A 20,847-nucleotide genomic window follows, 5' to 3' on the forward strand; every position below is an offset into this window, starting at 1 on the left:
TCCGTTTCTTCCTCTCCCCCTGGGGCTCACCCCAGGTCGATGTGCTCCACGGGGGTGTCCTCGCGCTCGCGCTCCCGTGTCCGCTGACCGGGCGCGGGTTTGCCGAGCCCCTCGACCGCCGACTTGAAGGCGGCGAACAACTCGGTGCCGGCCTGCATGAGGTGGTCGGTGACGGCGGCTCCCGACTCACGCTGCGCGGCCATCGCGCGGCAGACGGGGCAGGCACGGCAGATGTACTCCTCGGGCTCGGAGACCGCCTCCTCCCACACGTCCCGCTCTCTTCCTCGACCGCCGCCGGAGAACGCGCTGCCGAAACCGGTCATCGTGCCCTTGATCAGATTCTTGCGCAGTTCCCTGGCCGCCTTCTGCTGCAGCGTGTCGAAGAGTTTGAACGCCTCCTCGGCGGCGCTGCCCAGGGGGTCCCTGTCTGCTTCGGCCCGCTCCTCACGCACCCGCTCGTCTCGCCCGCGCTCCTCGGTCCCGCCCGGCTCCTCGCGCTCGCCGGAACGGCCCCACGGGGTCCAGCCGGTCCGCTCCTCGTGCCGGGCCCGATCGGCGCGCTCGAACCACTCGGCGCGCGCGTCGTGCTCGGCCTGCTCCGAGATCGGGGTCCGCCCGGAAGAAGCCTCGGGCTCGCTCCCCGCCTCAGCCGTCTCGACCGGCTCGACAGACTCGACCGATCCGGTACGCCCGGACTGCGCGGCTCCCCCGGCAGGCTTCGCGCGGCGGCTCTTCTGAACCTTCTCTGCGCCTGCGGTGCCGGCGGTCTCGGCGGCGACCTCCGGCGTCACGGCGCCGACCGCCTTACCCGGCTTCCTGGGCGCACGCGGCTTCGGAGTCTTCTCGGCATCATTCGTGTTATCAGTCATCAGGCCCTCCCGCTTCGAACCGTACCCGGAGAAATCCATCTCGGAGCGCGGCTTCCCGCACCGACCTGCGAGCCAGCGCGGCGGGCAGGGCCAGGACCCGGCGGTAGGAACCGGCGTTGACGATCAGTTCGTCGCCCTTGCGCGCCAGATCCACCTCGCTCTTGTCCGCGAGCGGCAGGGCCAGGATCAGCTCGCCCTCGGCGGTGATCCGCAGCGGCGGGTCGACGGAGGGCGGGGCGAAGGGGTCGCTCCCGCGGTACATGGCCTCGGCGACACCGGCGAGGGCGTCGAGGCCGACGGGCTCGGCCTCCAGGTAGGGCACGGTGTGCACGGGCAGCGGCGCGAAGGACTCCTCGACCTCGGCCAGGTGCAGGGCCTGGGCCCGCACCCAACGCTGCCGCCACTCGTCGGCGCCCTCCGAGGGGAAGACCCGGTTGGCGATCACCGCGTCGACACGGTAGCCGTACAGGCTGAGGGAGGTGAGCGTGCGGCGGGCCTCGGCCAGCACGACGGCCTCCGGGGTGAGCACCAGCCGGACGCTCGCGCCGGGCCCGGTGAGCAGCTCGCGCACCTCCAGCAACCCCCGGTGGAGCCGCTCCCCGGCGCCCACCACGTGGTCTTCCGGCACGCTGACCTGTGCCAGGCGGCGGATCAGCGGGGAGAGGGTGCGCAGCAGCCGCCTGCCGACGGGCAGCAGCCGGTTCACGTGCCAGTCGAGGGCCTCGGGCAGGGCCAGCAGCCTGAGCGTCTCGGCGGTCGGGGCGCAGTCGATGACGATGACGTCCCACAGCCCGGTGCGCGCCTGCTCGCGCAGTTCCAGCAGCGCGATGACCTCCTCGGCGCCGGGCAGCACCGTGATCTCCTCGGCGGTCACCTCGTCGAGGCCGAGCTCGGCGAAGACGCCCCTGGCGTAGTCGCGCAGCTCGCCCCACTGGCGCTCCAGTGCCCGCTGGGTGTCGACCTGCTGCAGGGAGAGGCCGGGGGCGATCTCGGTGGGCTCCGTCGCGGCGGGCACGCCGAGGGCGTCGGCCAGCGAGTGGGCGGTGTCCGTGGAGACCACCAGGGTCTTGAGGCCGGACCTGGCGGCGAGGGTGGCGGTGGCCGCGGCGGCGGTCGTCTTGCCGACGCCGCCCTTGCCGGTGAAGAGCAGAACCCGGCTCACGTCATCCTCCCGAGGGACGGTTCCGCGACCTCATTGGGTCTCGACGCGCTTCTTCAGCCCCTTCAGGGCGGTGTCGACGATGACCTTCTCCGCCTTCCGCTTGATCATGCCGATCATCGGCACCTTGAGGTCGACGGCGAGTTCGTACGTCACCTCGGTGTCGCCGCCCACGTCGGCGAGACGGTAGCTCCCGGTGAGCCCGGAGAGCATCTTCCCCGCCTCGGCGATGCTCCAGTCGACGGACTCGTCGCCGCCCCAGGTGTAGCGGAGGGTGTACTCGTCGCTGATCACACCCGCGTCGAGGACGAACCTGACCGTGGCCGGGCGGCCGTCCTCTCCGGTGGAGAGGATCCGCGCGGACTTCACCTGGCCCGCCCACTGGGGGTAGGAGGGGAAGTCGGCGATGACCGCCATGATGGTCGACCGGTCCGCGCCGATCGTGATGCTGGAGGTGGTGCGATCAGCCATGGGCCAACCGTACTGCTTCACGATCGTCCGCGTACGCCTGGCGGGGCCGCGGGTGGCTACCACTCCAGCGCGAAGGGAACGCCCCGGTTCCTGAAGTGCCCCACGTTGAGGCACTCGGTCCTGCCGACCCGGGTACGGGCGGCGAGGGGCTGGTGCACATGACCGAAGAGGGCGTAGCGCGGCTGGGTCCGCCGGATCGCCTCCAGGGTGGCCTCGCTGCCCCGCTCGAACCGCCGGGCCACCACGTCGTAGAGCAGTTCGGGGATGGCCGGCGGAATGTGGCAGCAGAGCACGTCGACCTCGCCGACGGCCTCCACCTTGCGGGCGAACTCCTCCTCGTCGATCTCGTACGGGGTCCGGTACGGGGTGCGCAGCCCGCCCCCGACGAAGCCGAAGCGCAGGCCGCCGATCTCCACGGTCTCGCCGTCGAGCACCCGGTGGCCCTCGCGCACGTACTCGGGCCAGTAGCGCGGCAGGTCCACGTTGCCGTAGGTGAGGTAGGCGGGGGTCGGCATCGCGGCGAAGATCTCACCGTACTGCCGCCTGACGGAGCGCTCGATGTGCTCGCGCGGGCCGCCCTCCAGCGACGCCCAGAGCGCCGAGGACATCGCCCGCGCCTCCTCGAACCGCTTGGCCGTCCGCAGCGCGATGAACTCCGCCGCCCGCTCCGCCCCGAAGAGCTCGGCGAAGATGCCCTGGGAGTGGTCGTCGTAGTCGACGAACAGGATCAGGTCCCCCAGGCAGATCAGGGCGTCTGCGCCGTCTCCCGCGCGGGCCAGCGCGTTAGCTCTCCCGTGTACGTCGCTGACGACATGAACCCGCATGCCGGACATCCTAACCACCCACAAATACCGGCATAAGTAACAAACCTCACACGGCGGCGCGGCCGATGACTCCAGGAGAGAGCAGTTGGTACGGTGAATTCCCCGTTGATAACGCCTGGGTGACGAATTTACTCGTGCGTAACTTATCGCGATAGCTTCCAGGCAGCCCATCGATCCGTGCGTCTCCAGGAGTGATCCGTGCGCGAGTACAGCGTCCCCGTGCTGGTGGATGTCCCCGCCTCCGCCAACCTGACCGACACGGTGTTCCGGCGTGCCGAAGAGGAGCCGGGCGCCGTCGTCCTGCGCCGCAAGGTCGGCGACGACTGGGCCGCCGTCACCGCCCGCGAGTTCCGCGACCAGGTCGCGGAGGTGGCCAAGGGCCTGATCGCGGCCGGCGTCGAACCCGGCGACCGGGTGGCGCTGATGTCGCGCACCCGCTACGAGTGGACCGTGATCGACTACGCGATCTGGGCCGCGGGCGCGGTCAGTGTGCCGATCTACGAGTCCTCCTCGGCCGACCAGGTCTCCTGGATCATCTCCGACAGTGGCGCGAAGGCCGTCTTCGTCGAGCTGGACTCGAACGAGGAGACGGTCCGCGAGGGCATCTCGGAGCTGCCCGGTCTCAAGGACGTCTGGCGCATCGAGGGCGGCGCCCTGGACGAGCTGACCGCACTCGGCGCCGAGGTCGGCGACGACACGCTCGCCGAGCGCAGGTCCAGCCGCGGCATCGCCGACCTGGCCACCATCGTCTACACCTCGGGCACCACCGGCAGGCCCAAGGGCTGCCGGCTGACCCACGACAACCTGCTGTTCACCGCCAGGAACGTCGCGCACGGCCCGCTGGAGCGCCTCTTCACCATGGACGACAGGGCGGCCCTGCTCTTCCTGCCACTCGCGCACGTCTTCGCCCGCATCATCGAGATCGTGCTGATCGAGACGGGCACGGTCCTCGCGCACACCCCCAACATGAAGAACGTCGGCCCCGACCTGCAGGCTTTCAAGCCCACGTTCCTGCTGGGCGTGCCCCGCGTGTTCGAGAAGGTCTACAACGCCGCCGAGCAGAAGGCCACCGCCGACGGCAAGGGGAAGATCTTCCACGCCGCGGCGGAGACCGCCGTCGCCTGGAGCAGGGCGGAGTCCACCGGCGGCGCGGGGCTGGGCCTGAGGCTCAAGCACGCCCTGTTCGACAGGCTCGTCTACGGCAAGCTGCGCGCCGCGACCGGCGGCAGGCTGACGGCGGCCGTGTCCGGCGGCTCCGCCCTGGGCGAGCGGCTCGGCCACTTCTTCCGCGGCGTGGGCATCGAGGTGCTTGAGGGCTGGGGCCTCACCGAGACCTCGGCGCCCTCCTCGGTCAACCTGCCGGGGGCCAACAAGATCGGCACGGTCGGCAAGCCGTTCCCGGGCGTCACCATCGGCATCGGCGAGCACGGCGAGGTGCTCGTCAAGGGGCGCCACGTCTTCGCGGGCTACTGGAACAACGACGAGGCCACCGCCGAGGCGATCGACAAGGACGGCTGGTTCCACACCGGCGACATCGGCGAGCTGGACGGGGACGGCTACCTGCGCATCACCGGCCGCCAGAAGGAGATCCTCGTCACCGCCGCGGGCAAGAACGTCGCCCCGGCCCCGATGGAGGACCACATCCGCGCCCACCCGCTGATCAGCCAGGCGATGGTGGTCGGCGACGACCGGCCGTTCGTCGCGGCGCTCATCACGCTCGACGTCGAGGCTCTGGAGCAGTGGAAGGCCGCCAACGGCAGAACGGACGCGGACCTCGCCGCCCTCAGCTCCGACCCGGCCATCGTCGCCGAGGTGCAGAAGGCCGTGGACAACGCCAACAAGTTCGTCTCCAGGGCCGAGCAGATCAAGAAGTTCACGGTGCTCGACGTCGACATCAGCGAGGAGAGCGGACATCTCACCCCGACCCTCAAGGTCAAGCGCGCCATCGTGATGCGCGACTTCGCCAAGCAGGTCGAGTCCCTCTACAGCTAGTCAGAGGGTCTCCACGGACTCCAGAACGCGGGCGAAGCGGGAGGCGGCGAGATCCCAGCTCCACTCGCGCGCGACCCACTCGCGCCCGCGGTCACCCATGGCACGTGCCCCGGCCGGGTCCTTGAGCAGGTCGACCAGGGCCGCCGTGACCTCGTCCGGGCGGGTGCCGTCGACGACCAGGCCGGTCTGCCCGCGTAGCACGGCGTCGGGCGCGCCGCCCGAGGAGCCCGCCACCACGGGCAGCCCGCTGGCGGACGCCTCCAGATAGACGATGCCGAGCCCCTCCACGTCGATACCGCCCAGGCGGGTACGGCACGGCATGGCGAACACGTCGCCCGCTGCCAGGTAGCCGGGCAGCTCGGCCTCCGGCACGGGGCCGGTGATCCGAACCGAGCCGTCCATCGACCTGGCCAGCCGTTCCAGGGTCCTGCGGTACGGGCCACCGCCGACGATCAGGAGCATCGCGTCGGGAACGTCCCGCAGCACGCCGGGCCAGGCCCGCAGCAGCGTGTCCTGGCCCTTGCGCGGCACCAGCCTGGACAGGCAGAGCACCACCGGCCGCTCTCCCAGCCCGAGCTTCGCGCGCACCCGCTCTCTCCCGGCCTCGGGCGCGAACACCTCGGTGTCGACGCCGGGCGCGAGCCGCACCAGCTTGTCCTCGGGTATCACCCTGGCCAGCCGCTGCCGGGTGTACTCCCCCAGGTAGGTGACCACGTCGGCGTGCGCGCCGATCCTGGCGAGCACCCGGCGGCCGATCGGGAGCGCCGTCCAGCCCGCCTCGTGGCCGTGGGTGACCATGACGACGCGGCGGACACCGGCCTCGCGCATCCTGGGCGCGAGCAGTCCGAGCGGCGCCGCCGCCCCGAAGACCACGGTCTCGCACCCGAACTCGGTGACCAGTGCGGCCGCCCGGCGGGCGACGGCGGGGGTGGGCAGCATCAGCGAGGTGGGGTGCCGTACCACGGGATAGGGCTGCCGCAGGTCGAAGCCCTCGCTGCCGGGCCATTGAGGGGCGTAGACGACGATGGAGCCGGGCGGGCGGCGGGCGATGAGACCGTACACGAAGGACTGGATCCCCCCGGCGCGGGGCGGGAAGTCGTTCGTGACCACCAGCGTGCGCCTCATGGCTCAAAGAGACCGTTCAGCCGGGCCCAGGAGCGCGCCAGCGCGATGCGCTGCGGCGTGGTGGGATGCGAGGCGTAGAGCACGTACTCCACGAGGTCGGGCGACAGATCCGAGATGTTGGTGACCGCCAGCCGTTTCTGCATGGCGACGAACGTCGCCGGATCCTTGGTCAGGTCCAGCGCGTGGACGTCCGCACGAGCCTCGATATGCCGGCTCACCAGGTTCTGTGCCGGCCCTGACAGCACCGCGGCCAGGCTGAGCAACCCCATGACCAAACCCACCGCCCTCGGGTCCCCGATGGAGGAGACCCCCGCGCGGCGCCGCACGACCCCCGCCGAGGTCACCACGTAGAGCAGGCACGCCCCGAACGCCGCGCCCAGAGCCCCGACGAGCGTACCGGAGAGCACGTCGCCCGCCTTGGCGTGACCGAGCTCGTGCGCGACCACCAGCTCGACCTCGTCGGCGGGCGCCCGGAGCAGCGTGTCGTAGACGACGATCCTGCGGGTCGCGCCGAATCCGGAGACATAGGCGTTGAGCGCGGTGGTCCGCCGGGAGGCGTCGGCGACGAGCACGTCCTCCACCGGCACACCGTCCCTGGCGGCCATGGCGAGCAGGTCGTCGCGGAGTTGTCCGGCCTCCATCGGCCTGAAGTCGTTGAAGATCGGCTCGATGAGCACCGGGTAGGCGAAGGAGGCCGCCACCGTCAGTGCGAACGCGCCGGCCGCCGCCGGGATCCACCAGCGCCGGTAGCGCCGCGCCAGCGCGACCACCGCCAGAACCATGATCGCGGTCAGCGCGGTGCCGACGCCCAGGCTCTTGATCCGGTCGGCGGTCCAGGTCGGCCAGGTCTGGGTGGACAACCCGAAGTCGCGCAGATAGGTCTCCGACCACATCCCCAGCGGCCAGCGCAGCATCGCGACGGCCACCGACAGCGCCAGCACGCCGAGCAGCGCCCGCAACCACCACGGCCCCCGCAGCCGGTCCACGAGCCGCGCGCCCAGCGGGGTGCCCACCAGCACTCCCGCCACCACCAGCGTCAGGCCGAGGGAGAGGTAACCCGGTACGCTGACCAGTCTGTCGAACGCCTCGGACCTGGCGATCTGCTCGGCCGTGAAGTCGCGGGCCGGATCGGGGACGACCGCCAGGGCCCCCTCGGGCAGCGCCCGCCAGGGCGTGGCGAACGCCACGACCGCCAGCGTGACCACCCCCAGCGCGGCCAGCGCCCACCCCGCCGACCGCACCCCCGAGGGCGCGTCCGTCGTGCTCAGCGTCATCAAACACCTCCAGCGTGGAGCCCGAACCCTGGGCCCCGTCCTTTGGATCCTTCGCCTGCCGCGGCCGACCGGACGGCGCCTCGCCGCGTCGTCACCGGTCACCGCGGCACGCCGCGGCTCCCTCCCGGTCGCCTCTCGCCACGGCGAGATCCGCCAGGTGAGGCCTGGACCGGGAAAGGACACAAGGATGTCAGGCGAGTTCCTTTCCGAGATAGTCACGCCACGCCACGGTGAGTTGGGCAGGCGACAGGCCGAGCGTGCCGGTGACATCGCCACCGTAGAGCCTCACCAGGGCCTTCTCGCCGAAGCGCTCCGCGATGAACCGGCAGGCGAGCCAGGCCTCCTCGTACGCCTGCGCGAGCCGCGGAGCGCCGGGGGCGAAGTCGGCGGGACCGGGGAGACGGACGGGCAGGACTCCGGCACGCACCTCGGCGGCCAGCTCGGCGGCGGCCGTCCGTACCGGGATCCCGGCATCGCGGTAGCCCACGTAGTCGGCGAAGCCCTCCGACAGCCACATCGGCACCCGGCCGCCACGGGTCGCGCCGGTGGCCACGTGCACGAGCTCGTGCGTGATCACCACGTCCCGGCCGGTCATGGTGAGCCTCGCGTAGCCCGAGGGCAGGACGATCACCCGGTCCGCGGTCGCCATCGCGGCCAGGCCCCGGGTGCTCTCCGCTCCGGCGAGTGCCGCGGCCTCGGCGTCGGTGGCGGGAAACAGGATCACCGCTCGGACCGGCCCCCAGATCGCCGCGACCGCGCGGCGGGCCCGGTCGGCCCTGGCGGCCAGGTCCCGCAGGACGGTGGGCGCGAGGTCGTGGCCGATCACGAGGGAGTGCTCACCCCGGACGACGACGGCGGCACCGGGCCACAGATCGCGAAGGTCAACGGGGAGTTCTCCGGCATGGTGGAGAGGATCGCGAGGAGGCGGGTGGCCGGGAGGGCCCGGAAGCCGGCCGGCTCCGGCCAGGAGAGGTCCCGTCCCGGCCAACGGGCCCACACTCATCAGCGCCAGCATCCCGGCGAGCACGGTGCGGCGCCCCTTCGGGACGGACATAACGAGCCGATGCTATCGGAGTGCGGGCCGGTGCTCCGGCCTTCGGGACGTCGCGGCGCTCCCTGCCGGAGGCGTGGATCCGCCCAGGCCGCCGGCCGCGCGCTCGCGGCCTTCGCCGGAAACGGAGCGGCCCCGTCCCTCCACGTGTGAGGAACGGGGCCGGCGCCCCTTGCTCAGGCTCAGGTTCCGGGCCGGACCGCTCCGGCGAAGGAGGACCTGTAGTACCCCTCCAGCCTCACGATCCGGACCGTCTTGCCGCTGCTCGGCGAGTGGACCATTCTGCCCTTGCCGACGTACATGCCGACGTGGCCCTTTCCACTGAAGAACATCAGGTCACCGGGGCGCAGATGGCTCCACGAGACCTTCTTCCTGATCGCCCGGTACTGGCTGTGCGTGATCCGTGGGATGGACACGCCCGCCTTGCGCCAGGCGTATTTGACGAGCCCCGAGCAGTCGAACGCGCCGGGACCGGAGGCACCCCACCGGTACGGATCGCCGACCTGCTTCCTGGCCGCCGAGACGGCCTTGCGAGCCCGAACCTTCTGCAGGGCCGCCCTGCTCATCCTGGTCTTGACCTTGGTACTGGCCTTGGCCTCGTTCGCAGCCCGATCGGTCTGCTCGGAGACTCCGGCCGCGGTGTTGACCAGGATCTCAGGGGTACTGTCCGTCGTCGCCCTGGCCGCCGTCGACCCCAGGGTGACCGCTCCGGCTGAGGCGGTCAAGGTGAGGGCGATGCCACTGAGGGAAAGGTGGAAAAGGCGCGACAGACGGGTGTTACACGGGGTGGTAGACAGGATTTCTCCTTGGTGCTTCCACTGATGCCTACCGGGTTAGCTGACGGGTTCGGGCTGGGAAGATGCCCTACGGCGCAAATGCGCTGATTCACCCCTGGCCACGCTGTGTCGGGCCTTTTGGGTCCCCGGTTCCATGCCTCCTGGCTGCATAGATTCGGCGGGCCGCCACGATGAGGTCCGTCCCCGGCAGGGGAACGGCGGCCGGTTGGATTTCTATAGGGACACCGGCCCGAAGACCGACATTCACCGCGACGGCATGGCTTGTACGTCGCGAGGCCAGAAGTTACCCCGATCTCCAACTTTCGGCAAAGCATTCGCCAAGCAAGAAGATCAACAAGCCTTCGTGATCTTCCCGTTACCCCTGCTTAATGACCATTTATGCTATTGAGATATGACTCTCGTCACACCCCTAAAATCACACCCGACAAATCGCGATTTCTGTAATGTTCATCACATTTGCCATCATTCGCGGTTGAAACCATGAGGACGCCCCCCTCCGCCACGGAGCGTGCGTCAGCGCCGGACGCACGTGTAGGCGCCGTAGATCGATTCCCTGAAGTCCACCTCGACGATCTCGAACCCGGCCGCGTCGAACATCGGTTCCAGAAGCCACCGGAAGGTGCTGTACTCGGTGCGCAGATGCTCGGCGTAGTCCTCGCGGGTGTAGCCCAGCGCGGGATCGCCGGCCGCGCCCTCGAACCAGCGGCCGAGCACGGCGCCGGCCTCGGCCGGCCGGAAATCGAAGATCAGGTCACGCAGGCGCAGGACGCCCCCGGGCCGTACGATCCGCGCGATGCGGTCGAGTGCGACCGCCTTCCAGAAGTCGGGGAGCTGATGAAGGGCGTGACGGGTGTAGACCGCGTCCGCGGGTGGCCCCGCGTGCTCGTAGGAGAGAAAGCCCGCCCGCACGCACTCGAGGTTGGCCAGGCCGTCCTCGGCGGCCCGGACGGTCAGGAAGTCGTGCATCGCCGGGGAGACGTCAACCGCCACCACCCGCCGGAACCGCCGCGCCGCGGCCAGGGCGAACTGCCCCGTCCCCGCGCCGAACTCCACGACCGTCGCCGTCTCCCCCAGGCCGCGCCCGGCGAGCGCGGCGAGGTCCTCCCCCGGATCGGGCCTGCCCTGCTTGCGGTCGAACCCGGCGACGAACGCGGCGTCGAGGTGTTCGGGACCGGCATGGGCGAGTTCGTCGAGCATCCATGAAGTGATCATGTTCCGATGCTGGCAGCGCCGCCGCGGGCGACGCACCCGGTTTTCCGGCCGTCGGGACCCGCGCGCCGCGCGTCAGGGGCGGACGGCTCCGACGAGGCGACGGCCGTAGGCCGAGAGCGGGACGACCTTGACCACGTCGCCGGTCTGCGGAGCGTGCACGATCTGGCCGTTGCCCGCGTACATGCTGACGTGGCCCAGGCCCTCACTGAAGATGAGGTCGCCCGGCTGGAGGTCGTTCAGCGAGACCTTGCGGCTGGCGCCCCAGCTCCACTGCTCCCAGGTGGTACGGGGGAGGCTGACTCCCCCGCTGCGCCAGGAGGCCTGGATCAGGCCCGAGCAGTCCCAGCCGCCGGGCCCCGTGCCGCCGTACTGGTAGGGCTTGCCGACCTGCGCGAAGGCGAACTGCAGGGCGGCGCGGGCGTTGCCCGAGGCGGGGCCGGTGTACTGGATCCCGCCGCTCTCGGGGTTGCCCGCCTTGAAGACGTTGAGTTCGCGCAGGAGCTTCGTCTGAGCCCTGACCATCTTGTCGGCCTTGGCCTTCTCCTTGGCCAGCTCGTCGCGCGTCTCGTCGGCCTCGCTCAGCGCGCCCTTGGCCAGGTTCGTGTTGAGCCGCAGCGCCTTGGTGGCCTCGTCGAAGGCGCTCAGCGACTGGGCCCGGGAGGCCGACATCTGGTCGACCGAGGCCAGGCCGCTCAGCAGCGCGCCGGGGTCGGCCTGGTAGACCATGCCTTCCCAGCTGTTGACCGCGCCGAACTGGTAGGTGCTGACCGCCATCGCGACGAGCTCCTTGCGCAGCCCGGCGACCTGCTCGCTCTGCCGGGCGAGCTCGCTGTTCAGCGTCACGTACTTCTTCTTGGCCCGCTTCCACTTCTCCGAGGCCTGGTTGTACTTCTCGACGATCTGGTCGGCCTGCTCGTTGAGCTTCTCCAGCTTCTTCTTGGCCTGGGCGAGCGTCGGCTTCGGCTCCGCGGAGGCCCCGCTCACCGGCGCCATCAGCAGCGCGAGGGCGAGCCCGGCCGCCACCGGTATCCGAATGAGTCCAACCGGCATACCCGCCACGGCCACGTCAACGCCTCCAGACTGCACAGACCTGCGGCGAATAGTACAGAACAAGTAAGGTTTAGATCACCTTTTCACATGTTTCGCGCTATAGCCGCAGGTGGCAGTTCTGATACCCCGGGCGAGCACCGGGGTCGTCCTTCAGCAGTCGGCGACGCCGCAGATCTTGCCGGTCATCTTTCTGGCGTCGCGCAGCTGGGTGGCCCAGTCGCTCCGCGCGGGCTTGGAGTACTCCCCGGCCCAGAGATAGACCAGGACCGCGTTGCCCTTCCTGACCAGCACGCTCCGGTCACCGCCCACGCCCGCCTCCCCCCGGTAGTAGACCTGCCCGGAGATCTTCAGCGCCTCGTCTCCGAGCCCGGTCAGGCGCGCGGAGACGTAGCGGTAGGTGGAGCCTCCGCCGGTGTTGGAGCGGCAGGCGGTCAGGGCCGAGCGCACCTGGGCGACGGCTCCGGCGGCGGCCGCCTTCGAGCGGTACAGGATCACCTGCTCGACCTTCTGGAAGTCCGGGACGCTGGTGTAGGTCACCGTCCGCGCGGCCGTCCGGCCGGTTCTGGCCAGCGTGGCCCGGTCACACGGGTTGATCGCCAGCCGGACCTTGGCCGAGTTGCCGATCTTCCAGCTGCTCTCGGCGAGGGCGGGCTTCTTGGCCGCCTCCTTCTCATAGAGCAGGAAGCCCTTGGGAATGCCGGCCGCCGCGACCGCGGCGGGGGTGGCGACGGTCGCCCCGATGACCAGCACGGCGACGGCGAGCGTTATGATCTTCTTCATCGAGTGCCCCTGGGGAGATCGAAATACCTTCCGGTAGTTCGATGCGCGATCACCGGGAAAGGTTCACGCCCGCCCCAGACGTCTGAGCAGAAGCAGTGAGGGGACCGGCCGGGCGCCCATCCTGCGGACCGACTCGGCCACCTCCCGATCAGAGGAGACCACCGCGACCGCGCGTCCCGTGGGCTCGGCGCGGACCAGCTGGCGGATCAGGTCGTCGGCGATCTGCCCCGGCGCGCTGAACATCACGCGCACCCCCCTGGGTGCCGACACCGGGACCGGTCCGTTCAACTCGGCGCCGTCGAAAACGCAGGTCAGCTCGGTGCGGGTCTGCGCGTAGAGCGCGCCAAGGCCGGTGAGGAGGCGATTGCGCTGGTCGGCGAGGGTGAAGGTGCCGTAACCGGTCTTGGTCACGTTGTAGCCGTCGACGATCAGGTGGATCTGCGGCAGCGCGAGCAACTGGTCGAGCAGGGCGGGGTCGTCGTCGGCGAGCGCCCGCGCGGGAACCGCCTGGACCCCCTGCCTGCCCGGCGCCACCGAGGCCACCGAGTCGGCGGGACGGTGGATGCCGGAGGGCAGGGCGAGCTCCCTGCGGAGCCCCGCGGCGGCGTCCTGCAGGGCGTCGAGCAGCATGCGGACCTTGGTGTCCTCCACGCTGCGGCCCTCACGGGCCGCCCTGCGTGTCGACTCCAGCTGACGCTCGGTGTCGGCCAGCCGCTCACGCAGGCGGCGCAGCTCGCTCTCCACGCTGCTCCCCGCCGAGACCGCGGCGGTCTTCGCCTCCGCCGCCGCCTCCCAGGCGTCGGCGGCACGCGCCTCGGCCGCCCTGGCCCGCTCCCGGGCCTCGTGCAGCCTGCGGCGCAGGTCGGAGACCTCCGAGCGCGAGGCCTTGAGCTGCTCGCGCAGCCGTTCGGACTCCTCCTTGGCCGCGCTCTTCTGGCCGGCCAGCTGCTCACGCAGCCGGGAGAGCGTCTGCTCCTGCGCGGAGCCCTCGGCGGCGGCGGCCGACCGCTCCAGGTCCGCGCGGGCCGCCTCCACCATGTCCGCCCAGCCGGGCGGCCGGGTCAGGTAGGCGGCCGCGGCCACCATGACGGGCTCGGCGGCGGGCGGGACCGCGCCCTCGGCGAGACTCGCGACCAGTTCCGGCCAGCTCACGGTCAGCGTCTCCGCGACCAGCTCGCGGAACTTCTTGTCGGTCTCCAGTTGCGCGGCGATGGGCGCGCCGCCCAGCCTGGCGCGCCTGCGAGGGTCGAACTTGGCGATCCCCTTCAGCGGCGGCGGCACCGAGGCGGCGGGCATGGAGCCAAGGATCTGGGACGCCAGTTCCACGACGTGTAAGCGAACCTGCTCGGGTAACGGACGAGACAGGCCCTCTCCGGCTGAACTCATCGCGGCCCCTACTCGGATCGGTATTCACGTCAAGGGTACGGCTACCGCACCCTGACCCCGACCTGACCGTAAGGCGGACGGCGGCCGGCCCGGCCGTGAACTCTTTATAGACAAGCGCTTGCTCTTAGGTTACGACTGTGCGGATCACCTTGTGACGCACGCCACCCGGGAGAGCGCGATGGATCAGCAGCGCCGGCAAGCCGAGGATATGCGGACATCCACCCGCGACCTCGATGAGTTACACGAGCGGATGCGCTCGTGGCTCTCCGGCAGGGTGGGATCCCCCGTCACGCTCTCCCGGCTGTCGGCGCCCTCGGGCAACGGCATGTCCAGCGAGACCCTGCTCTTCGACGCCTCCTGGACGGCGGCGGAGGGCAGGCGGGAGGTCGGCTGCGTCGCCCGGATGGCCCCGGCGAGCGAGGCCGTGCCGGTCTTCCCGAGCTACGATCTCGGCAGGCAGTTCGAGGTCATGCGGATGGCCAGGGAGCGCGCGGGGGTGCTCGCGCCCCGGACCCTGTGGTACGAGCCCGACCCCGCACCGATGGGCACCCCGTTCTTCGTGATGGAGCGGCTCACCGGCGACGTGCCGCCGGACGTCCTGCCCTACACCTTCGAGGGCTGGCTGCTGGACGCCTCCCCCGCCGACCGGATGCGGCTGCAACGACAGAGCGTCGAGATCCTGGCCAGACTGCACGACGCCCCGTTCACCGTGGAGGAGTTGCGTCCGCTGGAGATCGCGGGGACGGGCGAGTCCGCGCTGCGCAGGCACGTCGACGACCAGCGGTCCTACTACGAGTGGGCACACGGTTCGATGCGCATCCCGCTGCTGGAGCGGGCGTTCGACTGGCTGTCCGAGCACTGGCCGAACGATCCGGGACCCGACGTGCTGAGCTGGGGCGACGCCCGCATCGGGAACGTGATGTACCGCGACTTCACCCCGGTGGCGGTGCTGGACTGGGAGATGGCCGCGATCGCCCCCCGCGAGCTGGACCTCGCCTGGATGATCTTCCTGCACCGGTTCTTTCAGGAGATCGCCGAGGTCATGGAGCTGCCCGGCCTACCCGACTTCATGCGACGCGAGGACGTATGCGAGACGTATCACCAAATAACGGGATACAAGCCGCGCGACATGGAGTTCTACGAGATGTACGCCGCGCTCAGGCACGGCGTCATCATGGCCCGCGTCTGGCACCGCCGCATCCACTTCGGCGAGCAGCCCATGCCGGACGACCCCGACGACCTGGTGCTGCACCGGGCCGCCCTCGAACGGATGCTGGACGGGAGCTACTGGGGCTGACGCCTTTCCGACGCGCGGACCACGGGTGTGCGGGGCGCCCGGCGCCGAAAGAACCCGGTGCGGTGAATGTCGGTCGGGACTTCTATGGTCGTGAATCGTGAACTACGCCGTGCAGGGAACACTCGACGAGCTGGGCACCCCGCTCAGCCAGATCACCTTCGTCGTGTTCGACCTGGAGACCACCGGCGTCTCGGCGGGCGAGCACGCGATCACCGAGATCGGCGCGGTCAAGGTCAGGGGCGGTGAGGTGCTCGGTGAGTTCGGCACCCTGGTCGACCCCGGTTCGCCGATCCCGCCGTTCATCTCGGTGCTGACCGGCATCACCGACGGCATGGTCGTGGCGGCACCGCGGATCGAGTCGGTGCTGCCGTCCTTCCTGGAGTTCGCCGCCGGCTCCACCCTGGTCGCGCACAACGCCGGGTTCGACCTGGGGTTCATCAGGGCGGCCTGCGCGGCGCACGGGTATCCACCACCCGCCCACCAGGTGGTCGACACCGTCGACCTGGCCCGCAAGCTGCTGACCCGCGACGAGGCGCCCAACTGCAAGCTGTCCACGCTGGCCGCGATCTTCAGCCACACCGAGCCCCGCCACCGGGCGCTCGCCGACGCGCGGGCCACGGTCGACGTGCTGCACGCCCTGCTGGAACGGGCGGGCTCCTTCGGGGTGCAGACGCTGGAGGAGCTCAAGGGCTTCGTCCGCGCGCCCACCCCCGAGCAGCGCCGCAAGCGCCACCTGGCCGACTCGGTGCCGACGGGGCCCGGCGTCTACGTCTTCGAGGACTCCGGCGGCGACCCGCTCTACGTCGGTAAGAGCACCAACCTGCGCAACCGCGTGCGCGGATACTTCACCGCGAGCGAGACCCGGCCCCGCGTCCGCGAGATGATCGGCATCGCCGCGCGGGTCAGATCCATCGCCTGCGCGACCCCGCTGGAGGCAGAGGTCAGGGAACTCAGGCTGATCGGCTCGGCCAAGCCCCGCTACAACCGCAGGTCACGCCATCCGGAGAAGATGTTCTGGCTCAAGCTGACCGACGAGCTCTTCCCCCGCCTGTCGGTGGTCCGCGAGGTCAAGGACGACGGGGCGTCCTATCTGGGCCCGTTCACCAGCACCCGCGCCGCCGAGGACGCCCGCACCGCGCTGCACGAGACGATCCCGCTGCGGCAGTGCACCGAACGGATCACTCCGCGTACCAGGCGCTCCGCCTGCGCGCTCGCCGAGATCGGCAGGTGCGGCGCACCGTGCGAGGGGCGTGAGACCCCCGACGAGTACGCGGTGCACGTCGGGGCGGCGCGCCGGGCACTGGAGTTGGACGCGGCCGGGGTCTTCTCCGCCATGGAGGCCAGGATGGAGCGCCTGGCCCTCGACCAGCGCTACGAGGAGGCCGCGGCCGACCGCGACCGGCTCGCCTCCTACGTCCGCACCTCGGCCCGCATGCAACGGCTGCGGTCGCTGACCACCATCTCCCAGATGGTCGCGGCCGCCCCCGTGGCGGACGGCCGTTGGGAGATCCACGTCATCCGGTACGGACGGCTCGCCTCGGCCGGGGTGATGCCGAGGGGCGCCCACCCCACCCCGTTCGTCGAGGCGCTGACGGCCACCGCCGAGACGGTGCCGCCCGGCCCCGGGCCGGTCCACGCCGCCAGCGCCGAGGAGACCGAGTGTGTACTGCGCTGGCTGGAGTCCCCGGGGGTGCGACTGGTGCAGGTGGAAGGCACCTGGAGCCTGCCCGTCTCGGGTGCCGCCCGGCTCAAGGCCCGCATCGACCGCGCCTACCAGCCAGCCGAGCCGCGCCGGGCGCGCGAGGGCCGTCCACTGCGCTGATAGCGTCAAAGACGGCAGGCAACACTCAACGAGGAGGAAGCTCGTGGTCACCGCGATCGTTCACATCAACGCCGAGGTGGACCGGATCCCCGAGGTCGCCCAGACGATCGCCGAGATCGACGGGGTGAGCGAGGTCTACTCCATAACCGGGGAGTACGACCTGATGGCCATGGTCCGCGTCACCGCCTACGAGGAGATCGCCGAGGTCATCCCCGGGCGGATCAACAAGGTCGCGGGAGTACTGCACACCGAGACCAACATCGCCTTCCGCGCCTACTCCCGGCACGATCTGGACGCCGCCTTCTCGATCGGCCTCGGCGAGTCCGACTGACCCGCGCCGGCGGGACGGAGGCGAGGGCGGGTCGGTTCGAGGTCGGTGACGCCCCCCACGGCCGTACGGGTGGCGTCACCGACCGCCGCGCCCGAGACGGGCAGCCGCGCCCGGACCTCGAACCCCCCTCCGGGCAGGATCCCGGCCGCCAGCGTCCCGCCGAACAGGGCGGCCCGCTCCCGCATGCCGAGCAGGCCGTGCCCCGCGGTCGCCGAGGGGTCGGCCTGGCCGTCGTCCCGTACCAGCACGTCGAGGAAGCCCGGCCGCCAGCGCAGCGTGACGCGGGCCGACCGGGCCCCGGCGTGCCGCAGGGTGTTGGCGAGCGCCTCCTGGACGATGCGGTACGCCACCAGTTCGAGAGTGAGCGCGACCTCGGCGGGCCTGCCGTCCTCGACCATGTCCACGCCCAGGCCCGCCGCACGGACCTCGGTGAACAGGTCCCGCAGGTCGGACAGCCTGGGCTGGGGCGTCCTGCCCGCCGAGGAGCCGTCGAGATCGAGTAGCGCCAGGGTGCGCTGGAGCTCGACCAGCGCCTGACGCCCGGACTCCTCCGCCACCCGCAAGGTCCGCCTGGCCCGGTCGGGGTCCTTGTCCATGATCATCCGCCCGGCGCCCACGCCGAGCGTCATCATGCTGATCCCGTGCGCGACCACGTCGTTCAGCTCACGGGCGATGCGTGCCCGCCTCTCGGCGAACTGGGCGCGGACCAGTTCCTCCTGCTGACCGACGAACCTGTCCTCTGCGGACTTGAGCCTCAGCAGCAGAAGCCTGCGATCCCGCATCAGGCTCACGACGGCCACGCACAGTCCGAGCGCCACGCACGCCAGCAGAACGGGGAACATCTGCTCGGTCAGGGGGTCAGCACGCCACATGGTCGCAACCTAGAACGGCGCACCGAGGTGCCACATCCGCTCCCGGGTGGATCTTCCATCCACCCGGGAGCGGAGACGTTCCGGCCGATAACGAAAAAGTCTCAGCCCGGTTACGGTCCAGCGACGGTTCGGGCGGCGCCGGGACGTTCCTCTCCCCACGGAGATTCGCCGACACCACCGGGAGGGTTCACGACGGGCCTGTGCCCCCACACCCGGCCCCACACCGCGGGGCGAGCACGGCTCAGGACGGCTTCGACGACCGACTGACCGCGATCCAGCGGTCGAGGGTCTCGCCGGCGGCACCGGAGTCGACGGCCCGCACGGCGCGCTCGTAGCCAGCGGCCATCGCGGCGTTCAGGTCGTCACCGGCGCCGTCGAGGGCGACCAGCGCGGCCGCGGCGTTCAGCAGCACCGCGTCACGGACCGGTCCGGTCTTGCCGCCGACCAGGTCGTGCACGGCCCTGGCGTTGAACACCACGTCCCCGCCGCGCAGCGCGTCGGGCGCCGCCCTGGAGATGTCGAGGACCGCCGGGTCGAAGACGGTCTGCTCGGCGCCGCCCTCACGCACCACCCAGACCGAGGAGGTGGTGGCGGTGGTGAGCTCGTCCAGCCCGTCGTCGCCCCGGAAGACCAGGGCGGAGACCCCGCGCTCGGCGAAGACGCCCGCGACGACGGGGAGCATGCCCGCGTCGAAGATGCCGATCGCCTGGGCGGCGGGCCTGGCCGGGTTGGTCAGCGGGCCCAGGAAGTTGAAGACGGTGGGGATGCCGATCTCCTTGCGTGGCGGGCCCGCGAAGCGTAGCGCCGGGTGGTAGACCGGCGCGAAGCAGAAGGCGATACCGGCCTCCACCGCGACCCTGGCGGTGGCCGCCGGGGACAGGTCGAGCACGATCCCCAGGTGTTCCAGGACGTCGGCGGCGCCGCACGAGGACGAGGCGGCCCGGTTGCCGTGCTTGACGACCCTGGCTCCCGCCGCGGCGGCCACGATCGCGGCCATGGTGGAGACGTTGACCGTGTGCGCCCGGTCACCACCGGTGCCGACGATGTCGACGACGGGCCCCTCGACCGACAGCGGGGTGGCCCGCTCCAGCATCGTGCGCGCCAGGCCGGTCACCTCCGCGACGGTCTCACCCTTCGCCCGCAGCGCCACCGCGAAGCCCGCGATCTGGGCGGAGGTGGCGGAGCCGGACATGATCTGGTTCATCGCCCAGGCGGTCTCGTCCGCCGTCAGGTGCTCGCCCGCGAGCAGGGCGGACAACAGCGCCGGCCAGGTGGTGCGCGCGTCCATGCAGTTCTCCAGGAGGTTTTACCGGGCGGTCAGACGGGTGGACAGGCGGCGGCGCATCAGGTCGGCGACGGTCTCCGCGAGGCCGACCGGGTCGATCGGCTGCGGCACGACGGCCTCGGCGCGCGACCACTCGGCCAGCCAGCGGTCGTCCCGGCGGGCGATCAGCAGGCAGATCGGCGGGCAGTCGTGGACCTCGTCCTTGGCCTGACGGGCCACCCCCATGCCGCCCGCGGGCCTGGCCTCGGCATCGAGCACGGCGACGTCGATCTCACCGGAGTCGAAGTGCTGGACGACCTTGGCGTGGGTGGCGCACTCCACGATCTCCACGAGGGGCACGTCGGCGGCGGGGCGACGGCCGAGTGCCTGCCGCACCTTCTCGCGGGTGCTCGCGTCGTCGCTGTAGACGAGGACCCTCATCTTGTCGTCGGTGCTCACGGTCGCGCTCACTATCCCTCGTCGATGTATGGTCACCTGGGATGCTACCGGTCAGCCGGCCTGGAGACCCAGGCCGGAGCCACAGCTGAGCAAATTGCCCTATACGTCCACTTTTCAGGGGCGTATGCACCCCCTTATCGGGGGGTCGTGCGGCGACCCGAGCAGGAGAGCCGCAATAATGCTGCCCGTGGCGACAGCATCCGCAATTTCAACGACGACGACAGCACACTCGTCCCGCAGACCCGATCTGGTCAGCGTCGGGACGATCGTCTGGCTGTCCTCCGAGCTCATGTTCTTCGCGGCGCTGTTCGCGATGTACTTCACCATCCGGTCTGTGAGCCTCAGCCAGGGACTTCCCTGGCCGGAGGCCCACCTGAACGTCCCCTTCGCCCTGGGCAACACGATCATCCTGGTCCTGTCGAGTGTGACCTGCCAGCTGGGCGTGTGGGCGGCTGAGAAGGGCCAGGTCGCCAAGCTGCGTTTCTGGTACATCGTCAGCTTCCTGATGGGCTCCGTGTTCGTGGCCGGCCAGCTGTACGAGTACAACGCGCTGGTCCACGAGGGACACACCCTGTCGCACACCGCGTACGACTCGGTGTTCTACCTGACGACGGGCTTTCACGGCCTCCACGTGACCGGTGGACTGATCGCGTTCCTGTTCATGCTGGGACGCACGTACGCCGCGAAGCGCTTCACCCGTGAGCAGGCGACCAGCGCGATCGTCGTGTCCTACTACTGGCACTTCGTCGACGTGGTCTGGATCGGCCTTTTCGTGACCATCTATGGAATTCAATAAGGAATCGGGGATCTCT

General features: G+C 70.6%; 20 protein-coding genes and 1 riboswitch. Of the genes, 5 read left to right on the plus strand and 15 right to left on the minus strand.

The annotated features are described in order from the left end of the window. Nucleotides 1-26: 26 nt before the first annotated feature. Genes IG98_RS0112160 through IG98_RS0112175 form a run of 4 tightly spaced genes read right to left on the minus strand, consistent with a single transcriptional unit; the run spans nt 27 to nt 3,323 of the window. Nucleotides 27-869, minus strand: a complete 843-nt coding sequence (locus IG98_RS0112160; RefSeq protein ID WP_157594292.1) for a hypothetical protein — start codon at nt 867-869, stop codon at nt 27-29. Then, entirely contained in the window at nt 862-2,031 is a 1,170-nt protein-coding gene (locus IG98_RS0112165; protein WP_030910170.1) for an ArsA family ATPase, read from the minus strand. The genes IG98_RS0112160 and IG98_RS0112165 overlap by 8 nt, the downstream gene beginning before the upstream one ends. A 30-nt stretch (nt 2,032-2,061) precedes the next feature. Then, a complete protein-coding gene (locus tag IG98_RS0112170) occupies nt 2,062-2,499 on the minus strand; it encodes an SRPBCC family protein (RefSeq protein WP_030910172.1) in 438 nt (145 codons plus the stop codon). A 56-nt stretch (nt 2,500-2,555) separates the two neighbouring features. Beyond that, nucleotides 2,556-3,323 carry a metallophosphoesterase family protein gene (locus IG98_RS0112175; protein ID WP_030910174.1) on the minus strand — a complete coding sequence of 256 codons (768 nt, stop codon included), beginning with the start codon at nt 3,321-3,323 and terminating at the stop codon, nt 2,556-2,558. Between the two features lie 198 nt (nt 3,324-3,521). On the opposite strand from IG98_RS0112175, the gene IG98_RS0112180 reads away from it, so the two are divergent. After that, nucleotides 3,522-5,315, plus strand: a complete 1,794-nt coding sequence (locus IG98_RS0112180; RefSeq protein ID WP_030910177.1) for an AMP-dependent synthetase/ligase — start codon at nt 3,522-3,524, stop codon at nt 5,313-5,315. Here the strand turns inward: IG98_RS0112180 and IG98_RS0112185 are convergent, their stop codons facing one another. The 8 genes from IG98_RS0112185 to IG98_RS0112220 form a co-directional block, all read right to left on the minus strand. Further along, the gene (locus IG98_RS0112185) at nt 5,316-6,440 is read right to left on the minus strand and encodes a glycosyltransferase family 4 protein (protein ID WP_030910180.1); all 1,125 of its coding nucleotides are present in this window, start codon (nt 6,438-6,440) and stop codon (nt 5,316-5,318) included. It abuts the gene before it with no gap. After that, nucleotides 6,437-7,714 carry a M48 family metallopeptidase gene (locus IG98_RS0112190; RefSeq protein WP_030910183.1) on the minus strand — a complete coding sequence of 426 codons (1,278 nt, stop codon included), beginning with the start codon at nt 7,712-7,714 and terminating at the stop codon, nt 6,437-6,439. The genes IG98_RS0112185 and IG98_RS0112190 overlap by 4 nt, the downstream gene beginning before the upstream one ends. 190 nt (nt 7,715-7,904) lie before the next feature. Continuing rightward, nucleotides 7,905-8,768, minus strand: coding sequence for a hypothetical protein (locus tag IG98_RS0112195; RefSeq protein ID WP_051752017.1), 864 nt, complete (start codon nt 8,766-8,768; stop codon nt 7,905-7,907). A 179-nt stretch (nt 8,769-8,947) separates the two neighbouring features. Then, on the minus strand, nt 8,948-9,490 hold the full coding sequence (locus tag IG98_RS0112200) for a C40 family peptidase (protein ID WP_245651511.1): 543 nt from the start codon (nt 9,488-9,490) through the stop codon (nt 8,948-8,950). Nucleotides 9,491-9,572: 82 nt separating this feature from the next. Then, a riboswitch (cyclic di-AMP (ydaO/yuaA leader) is annotated at nt 9,573-9,732 on the minus strand. Between the two features lie 343 nt (nt 9,733-10,075). After that, the gene (locus IG98_RS0112205) at nt 10,076-10,774 is read right to left on the minus strand and encodes a class I SAM-dependent methyltransferase (RefSeq protein WP_030910193.1); all 699 of its coding nucleotides are present in this window, start codon (nt 10,772-10,774) and stop codon (nt 10,076-10,078) included. 72 nt (nt 10,775-10,846) lie between these two features. After that, nucleotides 10,847-11,824 carry a C40 family peptidase gene (locus IG98_RS0112210; protein WP_030910196.1) on the minus strand — a complete coding sequence of 326 codons (978 nt, stop codon included), beginning with the start codon at nt 11,822-11,824 and terminating at the stop codon, nt 10,847-10,849. Between the two features lie 150 nt (nt 11,825-11,974). After that, the gene (locus IG98_RS0112215) at nt 11,975-12,604 is read right to left on the minus strand and encodes a hypothetical protein (protein WP_030910200.1); all 630 of its coding nucleotides are present in this window, start codon (nt 12,602-12,604) and stop codon (nt 11,975-11,977) included. Nucleotides 12,605-12,667: 63 nt separating this feature from the next. Further along, nucleotides 12,668-13,930: an NYN domain-containing protein gene (locus IG98_RS0112220; protein ID WP_245651512.1), complete on the minus strand. Its 1,263-nt coding sequence runs from the start codon at nt 13,928-13,930 to the stop codon at nt 12,668-12,670. Between the two features lie 238 nt (nt 13,931-14,168). Between IG98_RS0112220 and IG98_RS0112225 the strand changes: the two genes are divergently transcribed. From IG98_RS0112225 to IG98_RS0112235, 3 genes are all read left to right on the plus strand, one after another. Then, a complete protein-coding gene (locus tag IG98_RS0112225; RefSeq protein WP_030910207.1) occupies nt 14,169-15,287 on the plus strand; it encodes a phosphotransferase family protein in 1,119 nt (372 codons plus the stop codon). A 97-nt stretch (nt 15,288-15,384) separates the two neighbouring features. Next, nucleotides 15,385-17,109, plus strand: a complete 1,725-nt coding sequence (locus IG98_RS0112230) for a DEDD exonuclease domain-containing protein (protein ID WP_030910210.1) — start codon at nt 15,385-15,387, stop codon at nt 17,107-17,109. A 43-nt stretch (nt 17,110-17,152) separates the two neighbouring features. Continuing rightward, nucleotides 17,153-17,440 (plus strand): Lrp/AsnC family transcriptional regulator, encoded by a 288-nt coding sequence (locus IG98_RS0112235; RefSeq protein ID WP_030910213.1) that lies wholly within the window; start codon nt 17,153-17,155, stop codon nt 17,438-17,440. Here IG98_RS0112235 and IG98_RS0112240 read toward each other — a convergent pair. From IG98_RS0112240 to IG98_RS0112250, 3 genes are all read right to left on the minus strand, one after another. Next, the gene (locus IG98_RS0112240; protein WP_051752018.1) at nt 17,383-18,312 is read right to left on the minus strand and encodes a sensor histidine kinase; all 930 of its coding nucleotides are present in this window, start codon (nt 18,310-18,312) and stop codon (nt 17,383-17,385) included. The genes IG98_RS0112235 and IG98_RS0112240 overlap by 58 nt on opposite strands. A 241-nt stretch (nt 18,313-18,553) precedes the next feature. Beyond that, a complete protein-coding gene (gene trpD, locus IG98_RS0112245) occupies nt 18,554-19,600 on the minus strand; it encodes an anthranilate phosphoribosyltransferase (RefSeq protein ID WP_030910219.1) in 1,047 nt (348 codons plus the stop codon). A gap of 18 nt (nt 19,601-19,618) precedes the next feature. Further along, complete coding sequence (locus tag IG98_RS0112250) at nt 19,619-20,017, minus strand: response regulator (RefSeq protein WP_030910222.1); 399 nt, start codon at nt 20,015-20,017, stop codon at nt 19,619-19,621. 196 nt (nt 20,018-20,213) lie between these two features. Here IG98_RS0112250 and ctaE point away from each other — a divergent pair, with 196 nt between their 5' ends. Continuing rightward, on the plus strand, nt 20,214-20,831 hold the full coding sequence (gene ctaE / locus IG98_RS0112255; protein WP_030910225.1) for an aa3-type cytochrome oxidase subunit III: 618 nt from the start codon (nt 20,214-20,216) through the stop codon (nt 20,829-20,831). Nucleotides 20,832-20,847 lie beyond the last annotated feature (16 nt).

The sequence above is a fragment of the Streptosporangium amethystogenes genome (assembly GCF_000721075.1).
GTDB lineage: Bacteria > Actinomycetota > Actinomycetes > Streptosporangiales > Streptosporangiaceae > Streptosporangium > Streptosporangium amethystogenes.